Here is a 16,736-nt window from a genome sequence, read left to right as displayed (position 1 = left end):
CGATAAAAAAAGCACCTAATATCTAGGTGCTTTTTTATGATTCATATTATGACTTTTCAGCCATGCTATAAACCATATAATGCTTTACTAAGTAAATGCTGTGTTGATTCGTATATCACGTCGTTATACAGCATCCATTTTTAATAAAACGGCTTAGTTTAAACGCTCTTTTAAGTTTTTACCCGCTTTAAAGCTTGGTACTTTACTTGCTGGAATGCTAAGCTCTTCACCCGTCTTAGGGTTACGGCCAGTACGTGCTTTACGGTCTTTTACGCTGAAAGTACCAAAACCAACCAATGAGATGCTATCGCCAGCTTCTAGCGCTTCACCAACACTTTCCATAACAGCATTCAATGCATCGCCAGCTTGGGTTTTGTTTAGGCCACTTTTGTCTGTGATGCTATCAATTAATTCTGACTTATTCATAAAATTTCCTTCAAGTTTAAGGGGGATAATAAACGCTCACGCCAAGCATTGTAACGCTCTCATAGCATTTAAGCAATAAAAACTGCCTGACTGGCGTATTAACAGGTTTCGCTTTGTTATCGTCTTTATATCAAGGCAGCATAAGGAGCGCAAGCGATTTTACATATTTTTGCCTACTGTACTACGTATTTGACACTCAATGTTACGCAAAGCCTCTGCAACTGTTATAACCGCTAGTAACCTTGGCTTTTCCTAACTTCGACTTAGCGAGTCAACCTCTATAATGCCTTATCGTTCAAAGAGATGTCATCTCATACTGAGGCATCGCCAGTCATAAATATCTGTGTCCTTGTTGATTACCAAATTGTAAAGTAATAATTTTCCAACTGACAGAAACTAGCGTTACTTTTTATTATAAAGGCGTTACTATAAGCAAAATATCACTGCACCTTTTGGGTCAATTTTGACTCTTGTTTGTCTTTTGCCTCTAATTTGCCAAATATAAAACGGATTATTTACATGAAGCGTTCTACGTTGTCTCACTCTTTTCTTAATATCATTCTGGTGTTCATCGAGTCGGCGCTGACACTATTGTTACGTTTAGATCCCGAACTACGTAAAGCCGCTTACCCACTTGCCAAGCAAGGTACTGTCGTGGCGCTACGCTTGTATCTACCGCATGTTGAAGTGTTTGCCACTTTTAGCACCAAAGGCGTATTATTAGACGCAGAGTTACCTATTGACCGCAGCGAACCTGACGTCATCATTAATGCTTATAGCATCCAAGTGATCAATGCGATCACCACTCATGACAGCGAAACCACCGAAAAACTACAAATGCGCGGTGAGTCTGTTCAAGTACAGTTGGTCAAGCAGTTTATTATGCAGCTCGGTCTTGGCAGCTTAATTCAAGGTCTTATTAAAAAGATAAAAGGTGGCAAAGGTAAGACCAAGCCTACTGAAGCTGAAATGGCTGACAAAAAGGACAGCTATAAATTACGCATCAAAGAGCAACAAACCCAAATAAACACCTTGACTATTAAAAACCGTGAGCTTGAAATCACGGTTAAAGAGTTACAGAGCAAACAGAAAACCCTGATAATCGTCACCGTGGCTGCGCTTGTCATTATGATCGCAGCCATTATTGCGCTATTAATGAATTAATTTCGCCAACGACGACTTATCAATGACAGCTTAACAATGAAAGGCTGCTTACTTTACCAAGTGCGTTTGATGTCGATGAAGGCATACTTAAACGCTTAGGATATTAAGCGCTTAGATGACTGGGGCGTATTGAACATTCAGCACGCCCTAATATAATTGATAGAAGTTAAAAAAATGCCTGACTCAAACCTCAAGACTGTATTTTAGTATTTCAAAAATGCTAGGAATCAATGCTCTCAATCTTATACCCCCTCCTTTTAATACCATTGTTTTTATCAATCATAGTGATAAGCTCGATTAACCATTCAACCACACTTTAATCTTGACTAAATTACTCAGGATTAAGTATAATTGGCTTAATCGTTGCACACATCGGGTTAATCATCTGCTGTTTAATAACGATAAGACACAACTTAGCGGTTATGTGATTCCATCAGTAGCTTTCATATTGCGCTACAAGCTGCCACCACTATCATTTTGCTAAGGTCGTTGTTAAATAAAAATGACTTAAAAGTTTGGAGATAACACATGCGTTTGACTACTCGAGGCAGATATGCCGTTACTGCGTTACTGGATTTGGCATTACAAACCAGCCAACAAGACACTGCAGTCTCCTTATCTGATATCGCCAAGCGGCAATCGATTTCTATCTCTTACCTTGAACAACTGTTTTCCAAACTTCGTAAGCGTGGTCTAGTCACTAGCATCCGAGGTGCAGCAGGCGGCTATCATCTAGCTAAACCGTTGCATGAAATAGATGTCATGAGCATCATATCTGCCGTCGATGAGTCGGTTAATGCGATGCAGTGCGAAGGACGTGGCGACTGTCAAGGTGGTACAATGTGCTTAACCCATGATTTATGGTGTGCACTGTCCAATCATATCGAACAGTACTTGAAAAATATAACATTAGCGCAATTATTAGACATGGAAAATGTGCAGTCAGTGTCAGAGCGTCAGCACAGCTCTACCAAAGAGATTTCCATAAAAGATATCAACACTATTACCCTATCGAACAGCGAGGCAAACCCAGCATGAGCCAACATAACAACCTTATATACTTAGATTATGCCGCCACTACCCCAGTTGCAAAATCAGTAGCTGCTAAGATGAGCGAGTATCTGACAGTAGATGGCATCTTTGGTAATCCAGCCTCGCGCTCGCATGGCTATGGCTGGCAAGCAGAAGAAGCGGTAGAAACAGCGCGTCAACAAGTGGCTGAAGTCATTAATGCTGATCCACGCGAAATCGTCTTTACCTCTGGTGCAACAGAATCAGACAACCTAGCCATTAAAGGTGCAGCGCACTTTTATCAATCTCGTGGTAAGCACATCATTACCAGCAAAATCGAACATAAAGCCGTATTAGATACGTGCCGTGAGCTTGAGCAAGAAGGTTTTGAGATTACTTATCTTGAGCCACAGCCAAGCACTGGGCTAATCTTACCAGAGCAAGTTAAAGAAGCATTACGTGACGATACTATCTTAGTATCACTCATGATGGTGAACAATGAGCTTGGTACGATTACTGATGTCGCTGCCATTGGTGAAATCACTCGTGAAGCGGGTGTGGTCTTCCACGTCGATGGCGCACAATCTGTTGGTAAAGTATTGATTGACCTTGAAACCACGAAGATCGATTTGATGAGCTTCTCAGGTCACAAAGCCTACGGCCCTAAAGGTATTGGCGCATTATTTGTTCGTCGTAAGCCACGTATCCGTTTGAAAGCAGAGCAGCATGGCGGTGGTCATGAGCGCGGTATGCGTTCAGGTACATTACCGACGCATCAAATCGTTGGTCTTGGAGCAGCATTTGCTTTAGCCAATGAGCGTTATGAAGAAGACCATGCACATGCAGCCAAGCTACGCCAAAAACTGTGGGACGGTCTACAAGATATCGAAGAGATCTACCTAAATGGTGATCTTGAGCACAGCGTGCCTAACATTGTAAACATCAGCTTCAACTTCGTTGAGGGCGAGTCTCTCATGATGTCACTTAAAGATTTAGCTGTATCATCAGGTTCAGCCTGTACATCAGCGACGCTTGAGCCATCATATGTATTACGCGCTATTGGTCGCCCAGATGAATTAGCACACAGCTCAATTCGTTTCAGCTTTGGTCGTTATACCACTGAAGCAGACATCGATACTGTCATCAAACAAATGCATGAAGCGGTCGATAAATTACGTGCCTTATCACCACTTTGGGATATGTACCAAGAAGGTGTTGATTTAGATTCAGTCGAATGGGCTGAGCACTAAAATTACCGAAAGCAACGACACAGTTATCAAACAGAACCATTATACGATTGATCAGACACTTATAAATCCAGTTTTTATAAATACCGTTTTTATAAATACCGTTTCTATTAACTAAATGTTTGACCCCAATTATCGATGAGTAGTTAGACATTTAAAGTCAGTAATTGACTACTCATCATCTAACTAGGAGAAAACCCCATGGCCTATAGTGACCAAGTTATTGATCATTACGAAAATCCACGCAACGTCGGCAATCTTGATAAAAATGCCAAAAACGTTGGTACTGGTATGGTTGGTGCCCCAGCTTGTGGCGATGTAATGCGCCTACAAATTCAAGTTGATGATAACGGCATCATTGAAGATGCACGCTTTAAAACTTATGGCTGTGGTTCAGCCATTGCTTCAAGCTCGCTCGTGACTGAGTGGCTAAAAGGCAAAAGCTTGGATCAAGCGGGCGAAATCAAAAACAACGATATCGCGAAAGAGTTGGCCTTACCACCAGTAAAAGTGCATTGCTCTGTACTTGCTGAAGACGCCATTAAAGCCGCTATTAGCGACTATAAAGGTAAGCATAGCGCAGCAGTAGAGACAGAAGAAGCGGCTAGCTAAACCTATTAGCGTAAGTATTGTACTTCTAAGTACACGGTCTTAATGGCCGTACTTTAGTAGTCGATGTATTGAACAGCTACTAACGCTAAAAAGGTGACAATAACGCTAATGTAATTGTCACCTTTTATTTTCTAGTGATTCTTAACTGGTCGTTATTAAGATTTTTTTGGCAAGTGCGCTATTTTCATTGCCAGTTTATACAGATTTTTTTGATTGATATTTATCATTGATAGTCAATGGGAGTTGGCATGATTGAAATGACAGAACGCGCCGCTCAGCATGTTCGAGACTTTTTGGACAATCGCGGCAAAGGCGAAGGTATTCGAGTGGGTATCCGTACCGCGGGTTGCTCAGGCTTAGCTTACGTTTTAGAGTTTGTAGATACCCCTGATGAAAATGACACGCGTTACGAAAGCCGCGGCGTTAACATCTTTATTGATCCTAAAAGTTTGGTGTATTTAGATGGTTTGTTGATGGACTACGAAAAAGAAGGTCTTAACGAAGGCTTTAAGTTCACCAATCCCAATCAAAAAGGCGAATGTGGTTGCGGCGAGTCTTTTACCGTTTAATGAGCCAAAGGTTAAAAACCCTTGAGCTTAGAGTTTCCTGACTCTATATTTAAGACATAATAAATATGTTCTCAGCTAAAGAAAACTTTCAAAATAAATAACAAGCAAGGCGTATGATATGACAGACATTACTGCAGAAGCCCAGTTTGATAACTTCTTTGCCCTATTTGAGCAGCCTGTACAGTTTGAAGTCAATCAAGAGAGTCTCGATCAGCATCTACGTCTGCTACAAAAACGTTATCATCCTGATAATGTCACCAAGAATCTAGCCAATACTACGCAAGCGCAACAGCAGTCTGAGCAAGCCTCAGCGTTAATCAATCAAGCCTACCAAGCGTTAAGTGCGCCTGATAGTCGTGCTAGCTATCTACTAGACATGGCAGATCAAGCACAGAATCTAGAGCATTCAATTGCAGACTTGGACTTTTTAGAAGATGCGATGCAGATGCGCATGGATTTAGATGACGCTATTGAGGGTAAAGATCGTGCGACATTGCAACAACTACACCCTCAAATCACCGAGCGACTGGCAAAACAGTCTAAGCGTTTTAACGATGCTTACCAAAACCAAGATTGGCAAACGGCGATTGATGCGACACAAAAACTAAAGTTCTTAGTCAAATTAAATGCTGACGTGACTACTGGTATCGATGAGTTAGCAACTGCTGAGCATTCAGATGATGATGATTTATACGTCTAACTAACTGACGTATAAGCTTGTTAATTTATTTTATATGCCAAATTTATTTATAAATGGTATTAGCTTATGACGCTTATTTGAAAACTATATTATAAGCGATGGTTAAAATAGTCACAGCGATGCCGTATAATCCCTTATTTTAAGCACTTTTAATCGCTAAGTATCTTCGTTTTCACGTGCATACAAAGCAGTCAAACTACAATAGTGCGCTTATCATATTTGTTCCATTTCACTTATTAATTTTATCTCTTTCATTTTATCTTTGAGTTATCTTATGTCTTTATTGCAAATTGCCGAACCCAATCAAAGCGCCCAACCCCACCAGCATCGTTTTGGCCTAGGAATTGATCTTGGTACTACGCGCTCATTGGTCGCGGTAGTACGCTCAGGCAAGGCGCAAGTCTTAGAGGCAAGCGCAGCTACCGACACCTTATTACCTTCTGTGGTCTATTATCCAAGCATAGGTAAGCCGTTGGTTGGCTCTGATGCATTAGCTCACTTAGCGGATGATCCAAAAAATACGATCGTCTCGGCTAAGCGTTTTATGGGTCGTAGTCAAGCTGATATCAAATTCTCTCATCCTTATGAGTTGAGCGGCAGCAAAGATGACATGCCAGCATTTGTGACGGCTCAGGGTAAAGTATCGCCTGTTGAAGTATCAGCACGTATTTTAGCAGCGCTTGAGCAACGGGCAGCGAGCGCATTGCCTGCAGACAGTATTGAGGGTGCGGTCATTACTGTCCCTGCTTATTTTGATGAAGCACAGCGGCAAGCGACCAAAGATGCAGCCCAAGCGGCTGGTATCAATGTGTTACGCCTGCTAAATGAGCCTACTGCTGCTGCCGTCGCCTATGGTCTCGACCAGTCAACGCAAAACAGCGATAAAGAAAGTTATTATTTAATTTACGATCTGGGTGGCGGTACTTTTGACGTTTCTATCTTAAAACTGACTGATGGCGTCTTTGAAGTATTGGCAACTGGCGGTAATAGTGCATTAGGTGGTGACGACATCGATCGTCTAATGACCAATTGGCTTATCAAACAATTAGCTATCGATCCTAAAGATGTGAGTCGTCATGATAAGTCGATACTTGCACAGCAAGCCAAAGCTTATAAGCAAGCACTGACTGATGCTGAGCAAGTCAATATTGACATCACTGTGAATGAGCAATCTTACCAAGGTGTGCTTCGCCGTACAGATTTACTGGCTATTGCAGAGCCAGTTAGCCGCCGTACATTGAGCGTATGCGAACAAGTACTGCGTGATGCCAAGCTTTCGAGTGCTGATCTAGACGAAGTGATTTTGGTCGGTGGCTCTACTCGTATGCCTGCTATACAACAAGTCGTGACAGAGTTTTTTGCCAAGCAACCACTTTGTCGTCTAAATCCAGATGAAGTCGTGGCTTTGGGTGCTGCCCAAACGGCGCATCAATTGGTCAATGGCGATAGTAATAACAACCTACTATTGTTAGACGTAACGCCGCTATCGCTTGGTCTTGAGACCATGGGCGGCTTAGTTGAAGTGCTGATTCCACGTAATACGCCTATCCCTGTCAAAAAACGCCAAGTGTTTACCACCTATCAAGATGGTCAAACAGGCATGGTGATTCATGTGGTACAGGGCGAGCGCGAGACAGTAGATAACTGCCGTTCATTGGGTCGTTTTGAGCTATATGGTATCCCGCCGATGAAAGCTGGATTTGCTCGTATTGAAGTCACCTTTAGTATTGATGCGAATGGACAGCTAACCGTCAGCGCACAGGAAACCACAACCAAGACAGAAAGTAAGATTGAGATTGTGCCTTCTTATGGGTTATCAGATGAGCAAAAAGAGCAGTTGCTCGTTGCAGGATTCAAGCATGCAGAAGAAGATAAAAATACACGTTCTTTAATCGAGACCAAAGTAGAAGCGGAGCGTGAAGTATTAGCGCTACAATCTGCCCTTAAAGAATTTGCAGCTTTATTGTCTTCTGAGGAGCAGCACTCATTGGCTGAGCAGATACAAGGGTTGCAAACAACGCTCACTACTGATGATTTGGCACTTATCGAGGCACAGCAAGCAAAGCTCAAGCCTCATAGTGATGCTTTTGCTGCCCGTATTATGAATCAAAGCGTCAAAGCCAGCATGGCAGGCACGAATGCCCAAGATTGGTAGCAGATACATTTAAAATGTGATTTAGTCACCATACTAAGCTCATTTCTTATATTTTTATTCTTTTAATTGATTAGCACTGGAAAGACGATTTATGCCAAAAATTACCGTACTACCGCATCATGAAATTTGCCCTGAAGGCGCCGAAGTCGAGCTAGAAGCTGGCAGCAACTTATGTAAAGCGCTATTGGAAAAAGGCATTAAAATTGAACATGCATGTGAGATGTCAAAAGCCTGTACCACATGCCATGTGGTCGTCCGTAAAGGTTTTAATAGTTTAGATGAAATGGATGATATTGAAGCCGATTTATTAGATCGTGCTTGGGGATTAGAGCCTGACTCACGCCTATCTTGTCAGGTCATGCTCGATGATGAAGATTTAACCATCGAGATTCCTAAATATACGCTCAACCATGCAAAAGAAAACCACTAAACGCTAACCGTAAAATTCATCTGACTGTTATATTGCAAAAGCCAGCTATCATAATAATAGCTGGCTTTTTTGTACTTGATTTTATAAACATTATTTTTGGATGATTATTTATGACGATTGTCATTGATTGTCATTACTTTTGCTTGCTGCCGCTATGTCAGTTGCCACTTTTTCTTGCTCCTGCTCGACACGCTCAAGCGCAAAATTTAAGCGTGCTCTGATATCTTGATAATCATTATCCTTCATATCTTTAAAATTTAGATGCAAATTAAAACCTGGTAATGTGTGATCAACCCACTTTGATAAATGACCTTTATACGTATCTGGATCCAGCACTTGCCACGCATTTACCTTGCTATCAAAACCTTTTAACTTGAACGCACCCGCATGCTGACAGTCATAATTATGACAGATATAATCGTAGGTACTCTCACTGACCAGTATCTCATCTTTACCAGCGCTCGATTCAAGTCTTGCCGCTAGATTGGCCTCTTTACCAATAAGAGTATAACTTAGACGATTATTACTACCAAAATTACCAACATGGCAATAACCTGTGCTGATGCCGATACGGATGTACAACCCCTCAAAGCCCATCAAGCGCCATTTTTGCCTCAGTGTACGCATTTCGCGACGCATGTCTATTGCCATTGCAATACAGTCTAAAGCATCTTGGCGCGCACCGCGACTATTTGGCTCACCAAAAAAACACACCATGCCATCACCAATAAATTTATCAAGTACGGCGCCATGCTTGTTTGCTATCAATGTCATACAATGCATATAAGTATTTAAGATATCAGCCAAATTGTCAGCGCTCAAACTATCTGACAATTCCGTAAAGCCAACGATATCTGAGAACATAATCGTCAGCTTAGCACGCTTATTAGCAACGGTAACTGGGCTATCAGATTTTACGATAGGCTCCCAAACTTGCGGAGGTATGAAGCGCGTCAACTTATTAATGACGGAGACCATCGTGCTTAATCGTCCAACAGCCTGATGAGCACGAGTTTCATAACCAATATACTCTTGGTACACATGCCAAAACTGATACAGTATGACGATCATACTGGCTAATAATATTATTGGTGTAGTCCAGCCTTCATGGCAATCTATATCAGCACTGCTTAGGGTAACGCTAACATAATAGAAAACAATGACGGTGATTATAGAGACGGCAATCAGTTTTAAATGATTTTCAGGGCTACTGATAATAATTCTGAGTGCTATAAGCGCGGCTAAGCTAAGCGAAATAACCGTGCAAAATTGTATCGACCCAATAACTACCGATAGTAAAATGATAACAATGTTAGACGTCCAAAAGCTTTTTTGGCGGCGATAGTTATAAATCAAAATCATTAAACTTGGCAGACAAACAATAACGAGCAGTGCCATTGAAGTAGGTCTAAAATTAAAATGTACAGCGAGGAGTATGACCGTAAGTATTAAAACGAAGACTTCTGGATAGTCAAATCGATAAATCCCTTCATTTTTTGAAGAGTGATTTGGTCTCAGCGTGTCTAAAAAAGGCATATGAAGTATTCGCTTACGTAAAACAGGCTATGTAAAAAACTAAAAGGCTTGAGGATAGCACACGCGTACTACCTACCTCTATGCCAAGTTATGTATAAAATTAATCAATGATTACATTATACTTTTTAAATGCAACAAAACCCATGTCACTGATAGCCAAAAGCCTACCACTCATCACTCATCTTGTCTTAATACGCTACTAAATCAGGATTATAAGACATATCGTTTAAGCCAAACACAAAAAATCCAGATAATATTTATCTGGATTTCACATACTTAAAACCTATTAATATATAAAAATTAGGGGCTGTAATAACTGAGCATAACGTTGGCACATAACCGTAAAACGACTAAGACACCAAAATAAAGCCTAACTTTAAACGTTTAGCCATTTTTCCAGTTATTTTGATGGGTCAATCGATGCCTAGCCAATAGAGTATCATTATCAATTTGCCAATCAACTTACCGACCTGTTACTACTCAGGTATTTATTACATTTGCCAGTCAAACGGCATCTGATGATGGCCACGTAGCGCCATCATTAACGTTTGCTGCATCTGCGCCAACACCTCTTTAGTATAAGGAATAGCAGGGACGCCCCATACTGGATTTGGCCATTGCATGTCATTTTGATAGCGAACGATGTGATGAAAATGAAGTTGGGGCACTTGATTACCGAGTGCAGCTACATTCATTTTATCAGCTTGAAAGGTCTTGGCTAGCTGACTCGACAACCAGCTTGACTCACGTAAAAACTGTGTTTGATCGGCTTCAGATAACTCATATAACTCTTTGATACCTGATACGCGCGGCACTAATATTAACCAAGGAAACTGGCAATCATTGATTAAACGACAAGTCGATAATGGGAAGTCACCCACTAAAAAGCTATCGGCAGCAAGTTTATGATGAAGTTGGAACATAATGACGGTTCTCTTGTTATGACACTCAGATAAAAGGAATATGAATCTAGAAAAGCAGAATTTAATTTACTAAAAAATAATAGGCTAAATATAGGATGTCGCTATTTTATCAGTTATCCGACCGATAAAATAGCGCTATGACTCATTGTCTTGACGTCCTACTTGAGCACTGGCTAGCTGACTTATTGAGCTGATTGAATCTACCGAAAATCATTGCCAAGCTCTCAAAATGCCGAAATGCCAAAACAACTACGCTGACTCTGCCACCATATGCTCGCTAAAATAGCGTAATAATTCTTGAATCGCGGTGACGCGCTGTTGCGGCGTTGCCAGTTTATCAGCATCTTGATAACGAATACCAGAAGCACCATTCATACGATAACGCTGACCATTTGATTGAATCAACTTAATAATCGCCAAGGCATCGACTGGGGTATCAGGCGCAAACTCTAAGGTCATGCTGCTGCTATTGGCATCAATCTTATTAATCTTGAGCGGCTCAGCCTGTATACGCAGTCCATGAACAGCAAATAACTGCTTGGTTTGATCCGGTAATATACCAAAACGATCAATCATTTCAGTACGAATATCGGTCAATGCCTCTTTATCATCGGCATTACTGATGCGTTTATAAAATAATAAACGCTGATGCACATCGTGTAGATAGTCTTCTGGTATCAATGCTGAGCTATGCAAATTAATCTCACTGGTCAGCGACAATGGTGTGCTTAAATCAGGCTCTTTACCGGCTTTAATAGCTTTTGTCGCTCGCTCCAGCATGTCCATATATAAACTGAAGCCAATCGCCTGCATATTACCACTTTGCTGCTTACCGAGTATCTCACCAGCACCGCGAATTTCTAAGTCTTCGCTAGCCAGCATAAAACCTGCACCCAACGTATTGGCGCGTTCAATCGCATGCAATCGGCGTTTAGCATCGCCTTTAAGCCCTTTAATAGATGGCACCAGCAGATAACAATACGCTTGATGATGACTACGACCGACACGACCACGCAGCTGATGTAATTGTGCCAAGCCAAACTTATCAGCGCGCTCAATGATAATGGTATTAGCATTCGGTACATCAATACCGGTTTCGATAATGGTGGAGCATATCAGTACATTGAATTTTTTATGATAAAACTGCTGCATCACTTGCTCAAGTTGGCGCTCTTGCATTTGCCCGTGAGCAACCCCTACTCTCGCCTCAGGCACCAATTCACGTATGGTTTCTGCCATACGCTCAATGCTCGCCACATCATTATGTAATAAATAAACCTGCCCACCGCGCAATAGCTCGCGCAAGATAGCCTCTTTCATTAGAGCATCGGTCTTCTGCATGACAAAGGTTTTAATCGCCAAACGACGTGCTGGCGGTGTCGCAATAATGGACATGTCACGCATACCTGAGAGCGCCATATTGAGCGTTCTAGGGATCGGTGTCGCTGTCATCGACATACTATCCACATCAGTCTGAATCGCCTTGATACGCTCTTTATGGCGCACACCAAAGCGATGTTCTTCATCGACAATCATCAAACCTAAATTAGAGAATTTCACATCAGGTTGTAATAGTTTATGGGTACCGATGACGATATCGACTTTACCTGCTGCGAGGTCTGTTAAAACCGTTTCTTGATGCTTTTTGCCGCCAAAGCGCGATAGCGTTTCGATACGCACTGGCCAATCAGCAAAACGGTCGCGGAAATTGTCTTCATGCTGACCGGCTAGCAAGGTGGTCGGCACCAATACTGCCACTTGATAGCCTGCGCTGACAGCAATGAATGCTGCGCGCATGGCCACTTCAGTTTTACCAAAGCCGACATCACCGCAAATGAGACGATCCATTGGTTGGTTTTGCCTCATGTCTTCCATCACCGCATGAATGGCATTGGCTTGATCCAGCGTTTCTTCAAAAGCAAATTGACTGGCAAACAGCTCGTACTGTGATGGATCTATTTTAAAATGAATACCAACTTTGGCTTCGCGCCGTGCTTGCATATTAAGTAGCTCGGCCGCCACGTCATGGATTTGCTCGAGCACTTTTTGCTTAGCCTTATCCCATTTGCCGCTACCGATTTTGTGCAATGGTGCAAGTGCTGGGTCACCGCCACTATAACGGTTAATCATTTGCAAATTAGCAACGGGCACATAAATACTGGCATCATCGGCATATTTTAAGTGAATAAACTCTTGCTCGCCATCACCCACATCTAACGTAATCAGCCCATTGTAACGCCCAATACCATGCTCGATATGCACCACTGGGCTACCTTCGGTTATTTCAGTAACACTCTTAACCAAAAACTCTTCAGACACGCCACTTTGACGACGACGGCGTGTTTGCAGGACTTGCCGACCAAATAACTGCGTCTCACTAATCAGCACCAAACGCTCAGGAACATAAACCCCGCGCTCAATGGGCGCAACGGTTAAACCAACCTGCGGCAGCTTATTACCTTTAACGCTGTTGGTTTTGTCCGCTGCTAAAAACGCCTCAAAGCTGTCATAAGCCTTAATGTCAATCTTGCCTTTGAACAGCTCAATAAGAATCTCACGACGACCCGCTGTTTCAGCAACGATCAATACTGGCGTCGCTGTTTGTGCTTGCAGCTCTAAAAATTCTAATAGCTGGGTAAGAGGCTCAGCCTTTTGGTGGTTAACGGTCAATTGTGGCGGCTCTTGCGCACTGAGCGTCACCAAGCCTTGCTGCTTATTTGCCGTCAGCGGCAATTGTGGCTGTAAATCTGATTGGTGTTCAACTTGTAACAATGAGTCATCGCTGTCAATCGCAGCGACATCCGTCATGCTAGCCAGCTCATTGCGCGCACTGAGAATCACGCGTGGATAATGATTAAGGTGCCCATTTAAGGTATTCGATAGCAAATATAACCATTCAGGCGCGACAATAGGTTTATCGATATCATGACGACGCTCTTCATAACGGCGCTGAATTTGTGACCAGTAATCTACCTGTTTTTCATTAATCAGTTCATCAGTGATAAACAGCGCATCGCTTGGTAAGTAAGCAAACAAGCTACTCTCTGCTGTCCACGCTTTTAAATCAAAAAATAGCGGCTGATAATATTCAAGTCCGCTACTAGCGATACCTGCCATTACGTCTTTATGTAGCTCAAACTTACGGCTGCTCGCATTAGGGAACATCGTGGCGAAGTTGGTACGAAACGTCTCACGCCCTTCATCAAGCGGGAACTCTTTGGCGGGTAGTATTTGGAATTGTTCGATAGGTTTTGAAATATCTGGCAGCTTGTGTAGCAGTGATAGTGACTCTTTGCCCATACTGCTATCGTTGCCACTCATCATGGTTTTGAGGTCATCAACGGTCAATGTCCGCTGGGTTTGCGGATTAAAAAAACGAATGGTCTCAATCTCATCATCAAACAAATCTAAACGTAGTGGAAACGGCTGACCCATGGCAAAGATATCAATGATGCTGCCACGTACCGCGAATTCACCCGGCTCAAATACATTCTCAACGGCGCGGTAGCCTGCCTTTGCCAGCAATCCGCGCTGGGTATTGATATCAAATCGATCACCAACGCTCAAATCAAAATGCTGCCCTATCAGCCAGCTTGGCGGTGCGACACGATGCATCAACGCCTGAACCGAGATGAGCAGCACGCCTGACGTTGGCATATCGGTTAATAGATTGATACGCTCACTAACAATGTCTTGATGTGGTGACAGCTCATCATAGGTCAACGTCTCCCAATCGGGAAACACATAAGCATCGACGCCGCAAAATGCCAATTCCGTCTCTATCTGATTGAGCTGGTTTTGGTCACGCGTCACCACGACTTTTAATCGGTCGGCAACATTCCATAGCGGTGTTTGCACCAGACTTGCTAGCCACAAACTGCTGACTGCACCATGCACAGGTGCCAGCCAACGCCGCTCGGCATTCTGGATAGGAAACAACTGCTGGTTAATTGGTTCAAACGCGTCAGTCAAAGCAGTGATAGGCATAAAGAGTAGGATCAATGTTAGGAGTCAGAGAGCTATTATACGAATATTTCAGCAATTACCAAAATTTATGCCGTAACGGTTTGTCACTTAGTATTTTTATTAAAAAACCAATAGACAAATAGCTGATAAAGATTATATTCGTATATAAAGACAGGATGATTAAATGTAAAAACCTCAACGGCTAAGCTGAGGTTTTTGAGTGCTATTTATTAAGCTGGTGTTAAATGACAAGCCACTTTTAAATTAATGGCTTGTCGCTAGCGATAGTGCCATTGTTATCGGCATAGACAAACATACCAGAATTTAGTGTTAAATCACCAAAGCTAATTTCAATATCGGTTTGACCTTCATCGCGGCGATTCGATTTACGCGGAATGCAACCAAGCGCCATAACACCGATGTCCATTGCTGCCATATCATCAACGTCACGGACGCAGCCGTACACGATAACCCCCGCCCAGCCATTATCAATCGCTGACTGCGCAATCATGTCGCCTAGCAGCGCACAACGCATTGAACCACCACCGTCAACCACCAACACCTTACCGTTACCATCCGTGTCTTTACCATCGCTATTTAGCAATGATTTGACGCGACTATTGTCTTCGAAGCATTTCACCGTCACAATTTCACCGCAGAATTTCTTTTTGCCGCCAAAGCTATGAAAAGACTTACCTTCGATATTAGGCAAACACACCTGCGACTCAGGGTTGGCATCCAATAAATCACAGGTCACAAAGTTCTCTTTATCCATTATTATTGATTCTGGCATGTCTGACATAGTGACGCTCCTTGTTATGTATGATTGGTTATTCATGATTGATTATTTATGACTGGGGCTTAATTTTAATCGTTCCCTCAACTTAATACTTAGGCTATTTTTTAACTTTAGTCATCGCTAGCATTTGCTTATTTTCGATGATATCAGTGGTTTGGATAGCTGGTTCATTACGGTATTTATTACGCTGATAAACATCATGCGCACTCATCGCCATGGCAATGGCAACGCGTTTAGCGGAAATGGGATGCAGTGACAATGATTCTGATACCAAAGGCGAGATAAGCTGAAAGGCTTTTTGACCAATACTTTCAAGCGGACGACCTTTATGCTTGCCAAGTAACAAGGACGGACGGAAAATAACTAGCTGCGTAAAACCTAGCGCCATAATAGACTGCTCAGTTTCAGCTTTTACGCGATTGTATAAAAACCGACTATGAATATCAGCATTCATGGATGATAACAAAAAGAAATTTTCAACACCTTTTTCTTGGCACAGTTTGGCAAAATTGACATTATAATCATGATCAACCTTTCGAAAGGCCTCATCGCTACCAGCCTGCTTCTTAGTCGTACCAAGACAGCTAAAAGCGTCCGTCTTTCGATCAACACCAACGCTGGCAAATATTTCAGCCAAATTATCAAAATCATTAACCTGATAAAAACGCATGCTGGTATTGATATAGCGTGGCGGACGCCTTGCAATCACAATTAACGTGTCATAAAGCTCACTAAGCTGTTTGACAAGATGCTGTCCGACCAATCCTGTCGCGCCAATTACAATTGCTTTTCGCTGCATAGCCTATCCATTTATATAATGTTGGAAAATAGATGATAATGAAAAATCTGATTTTAAAGCCTATCACCAAAGCTTTTCATCTTAGGGCGTATCCTCATTTTGAAAATGGTAATAAAAATGAGATAAATCACAGTCAAATGAGGAAAATAGCGCAGATACTATCGGAATATTAAACAGTATCGGGATATTAACCAGCTATTTGACATTGTTTTTTAACATTGTTTGGCAAGATTTAGCCATTTTTAGCCCATTTAGATGTCCATCGATTGAATTGAGGACATGCCCTAGTATCATACCTAAATTAACGCATAACTGAGGGTATTCTGTAGAATTTATTGTAAGAGATTTTATCGGCTAAGAGATTTATTCACTCATAAGCGGTTTTTAGTGCAACAATAT

The 16,736-nt window shown here is 42.1% G+C and carries 14 protein-coding genes; 8 read left to right on the top strand and 6 right to left on the bottom strand.

Annotated features, from left to right (window positions below; translation table 11 throughout):
- Positions 1-153: 153 nt before the first annotated feature.
- The gene (locus AK822_RS04570) at positions 154-426 is read right to left on the bottom strand and encodes an HU family DNA-binding protein (protein ID WP_060490719.1); all 273 of its coding nucleotides are present in this window, start codon (positions 424-426) and stop codon (positions 154-156) included.
- A gap of 519 nt (positions 427-945) precedes the next feature.
- Between AK822_RS04570 and AK822_RS04565 the strand changes: the two genes are divergently transcribed.
- The 8 genes from AK822_RS04565 (at position 946) to fdx (ending at position 8,314) form a co-directional block, all read left to right on the top strand.
- Positions 946-1,590: a hypothetical protein gene (locus AK822_RS04565; protein ID WP_045451866.1), complete on the top strand. Its 645-nt coding sequence runs from the start codon at positions 946-948 to the stop codon at positions 1,588-1,590.
- A gap of 528 nt (positions 1,591-2,118) precedes the next feature.
- Positions 2,119-2,628 (top strand): Rrf2 family transcriptional regulator, encoded by a 510-nt coding sequence (locus AK822_RS04560; protein WP_045451863.1) that lies wholly within the window; start codon positions 2,119-2,121, stop codon positions 2,626-2,628.
- Positions 2,625-3,851: an IscS subfamily cysteine desulfurase gene (locus AK822_RS04555; RefSeq protein ID WP_045451862.1), complete on the top strand. Its 1,227-nt coding sequence runs from the start codon at positions 2,625-2,627 to the stop codon at positions 3,849-3,851. Before AK822_RS04560 ends, AK822_RS04555 begins: the two co-directional genes overlap by 4 nt.
- A gap of 198 nt (positions 3,852-4,049) precedes the next feature.
- Positions 4,050-4,460, top strand: a complete 411-nt coding sequence (gene iscU / locus AK822_RS04550; protein ID WP_055124404.1) for a Fe-S cluster assembly scaffold IscU — start codon at positions 4,050-4,052, stop codon at positions 4,458-4,460.
- A 248-nt stretch (positions 4,461-4,708) separates the two neighbouring features.
- Positions 4,709-5,029 carry an iron-sulfur cluster assembly protein IscA gene (iscA, locus tag AK822_RS04545; RefSeq protein WP_045445072.1) on the top strand — a complete coding sequence of 107 codons (321 nt, stop codon included), beginning with the start codon at positions 4,709-4,711 and terminating at the stop codon, positions 5,027-5,029.
- Between the two features lie 118 nt (positions 5,030-5,147).
- On the top strand, positions 5,148-5,729 hold the full coding sequence (gene hscB, locus AK822_RS04540) for a Fe-S protein assembly co-chaperone HscB (RefSeq protein ID WP_055124405.1): 582 nt from the start codon (positions 5,148-5,150) through the stop codon (positions 5,727-5,729).
- Between the two features lie 274 nt (positions 5,730-6,003).
- Positions 6,004-7,884, top strand: coding sequence for a Fe-S protein assembly chaperone HscA (gene hscA / locus AK822_RS04535; protein WP_060490718.1), 1,881 nt, complete (start codon positions 6,004-6,006; stop codon positions 7,882-7,884).
- A 91-nt stretch (positions 7,885-7,975) separates the two neighbouring features.
- Positions 7,976-8,314: an ISC system 2Fe-2S type ferredoxin gene (gene fdx, locus AK822_RS04530; RefSeq protein ID WP_045445066.1), complete on the top strand. Its 339-nt coding sequence runs from the start codon at positions 7,976-7,978 to the stop codon at positions 8,312-8,314.
- Positions 8,315-8,434: 120 nt separating this feature from the next.
- On the opposite strand, the gene AK822_RS04525 is transcribed toward fdx, so the two are convergent.
- The 5 genes from AK822_RS04525 to AK822_RS04505 all read right to left on the bottom strand — a co-directional run bounded on the left by AK822_RS04525 (position 8,435) and on the right by AK822_RS04505 (position 16,337).
- Positions 8,435-9,712: an adenylate/guanylate cyclase domain-containing protein gene (locus tag AK822_RS04525; RefSeq protein WP_228139062.1), complete on the bottom strand. Its 1,278-nt coding sequence runs from the start codon at positions 9,710-9,712 to the stop codon at positions 8,435-8,437.
- A 629-nt stretch (positions 9,713-10,341) separates the two neighbouring features.
- Positions 10,342-10,773 (bottom strand): HIT domain-containing protein, encoded by a 432-nt coding sequence (locus tag AK822_RS04520; protein ID WP_045445060.1) that lies wholly within the window; start codon positions 10,771-10,773, stop codon positions 10,342-10,344.
- 249 nt (positions 10,774-11,022) lie between these two features.
- On the bottom strand, positions 11,023-14,760 hold the full coding sequence (gene mfd, locus AK822_RS04515) for a transcription-repair coupling factor (protein ID WP_060490716.1): 3,738 nt from the start codon (positions 14,758-14,760) through the stop codon (positions 11,023-11,025).
- A gap of 238 nt (positions 14,761-14,998) precedes the next feature.
- A complete protein-coding gene (gene rraA / locus AK822_RS04510; RefSeq protein ID WP_060492174.1) occupies positions 14,999-15,532 on the bottom strand; it encodes a ribonuclease E activity regulator RraA in 534 nt (177 codons plus the stop codon).
- Positions 15,533-15,635: 103 nt separating this feature from the next.
- Positions 15,636-16,337 (bottom strand): NAD-dependent epimerase/dehydratase family protein, encoded by a 702-nt coding sequence (locus tag AK822_RS04505; RefSeq protein WP_055124410.1) that lies wholly within the window; start codon positions 16,335-16,337, stop codon positions 15,636-15,638.
- Positions 16,338-16,736: the final 399 nt, after the last annotated feature.

The organism is Psychrobacter sp. P11F6, assembly GCF_001435295.1.
Lineage (GTDB): Bacteria > Pseudomonadota > Gammaproteobacteria > Pseudomonadales > Moraxellaceae > Psychrobacter.
Note: the sequence above shows the minus strand (reverse complement) of the source record. Positions and strands in the feature narration are given on the sequence as shown.

What these genes read in the sequence shown, in the direction of transcription:
- AK822_RS04570 (WP_060490719.1), bottom strand. Translation starts at nt 426, where the DNA reads ATGAATAAGTCAGAATTAATTGATAGCATCACAGACAAAAGTGGCCTA.
- AK822_RS04565 (WP_045451866.1), top strand. Translation starts at nt 946, where the DNA reads ATGAAGCGTTCTACGTTGTCTCACTCTTTTCTTAATATCATTCTGGTG.
- AK822_RS04560 (WP_045451863.1), top strand. Translation starts at nt 2,119, where the DNA reads ATGCGTTTGACTACTCGAGGCAGATATGCCGTTACTGCGTTACTGGAT.
- AK822_RS04555 (WP_045451862.1), top strand. Translation starts at nt 2,625, where the DNA reads ATGAGCCAACATAACAACCTTATATACTTAGATTATGCCGCCACTACC.
- iscU (WP_055124404.1), top strand. Translation starts at nt 4,050, where the DNA reads ATGGCCTATAGTGACCAAGTTATTGATCATTACGAAAATCCACGCAAC.
- iscA (WP_045445072.1), top strand. Translation starts at nt 4,709, where the DNA reads ATGATTGAAATGACAGAACGCGCCGCTCAGCATGTTCGAGACTTTTTG.
- hscB (WP_055124405.1), top strand. Translation starts at nt 5,148, where the DNA reads ATGACAGACATTACTGCAGAAGCCCAGTTTGATAACTTCTTTGCCCTA.
- hscA (WP_060490718.1), top strand. Translation starts at nt 6,004, where the DNA reads ATGTCTTTATTGCAAATTGCCGAACCCAATCAAAGCGCCCAACCCCAC.
- fdx (WP_045445066.1), top strand. Translation starts at nt 7,976, where the DNA reads ATGCCAAAAATTACCGTACTACCGCATCATGAAATTTGCCCTGAAGGC.
- AK822_RS04525 (WP_228139062.1), bottom strand. Translation starts at nt 9,712, where the DNA reads ATGGCACTGCTCGTTATTGTTTGTCTGCCAAGTTTAATGATTTTGATT.
- AK822_RS04520 (WP_045445060.1), bottom strand. Translation starts at nt 10,773, where the DNA reads ATGTTCCAACTTCATCATAAACTTGCTGCCGATAGCTTTTTAGTGGGT.
- mfd (WP_060490716.1), bottom strand. Translation starts at nt 14,760, where the DNA reads ATGCCTATCACTGCTTTGACTGACGCGTTTGAACCAATTAACCAGCAG.
- rraA (WP_060492174.1), bottom strand. Translation starts at nt 15,532, where the DNA reads ATGCCAGAATCAATAATAATGGATAAAGAGAACTTTGTGACCTGTGAT.
- AK822_RS04505 (WP_055124410.1), bottom strand. Translation starts at nt 16,337, where the DNA reads ATGCAGCGAAAAGCAATTGTAATTGGCGCGACAGGATTGGTCGGACAG.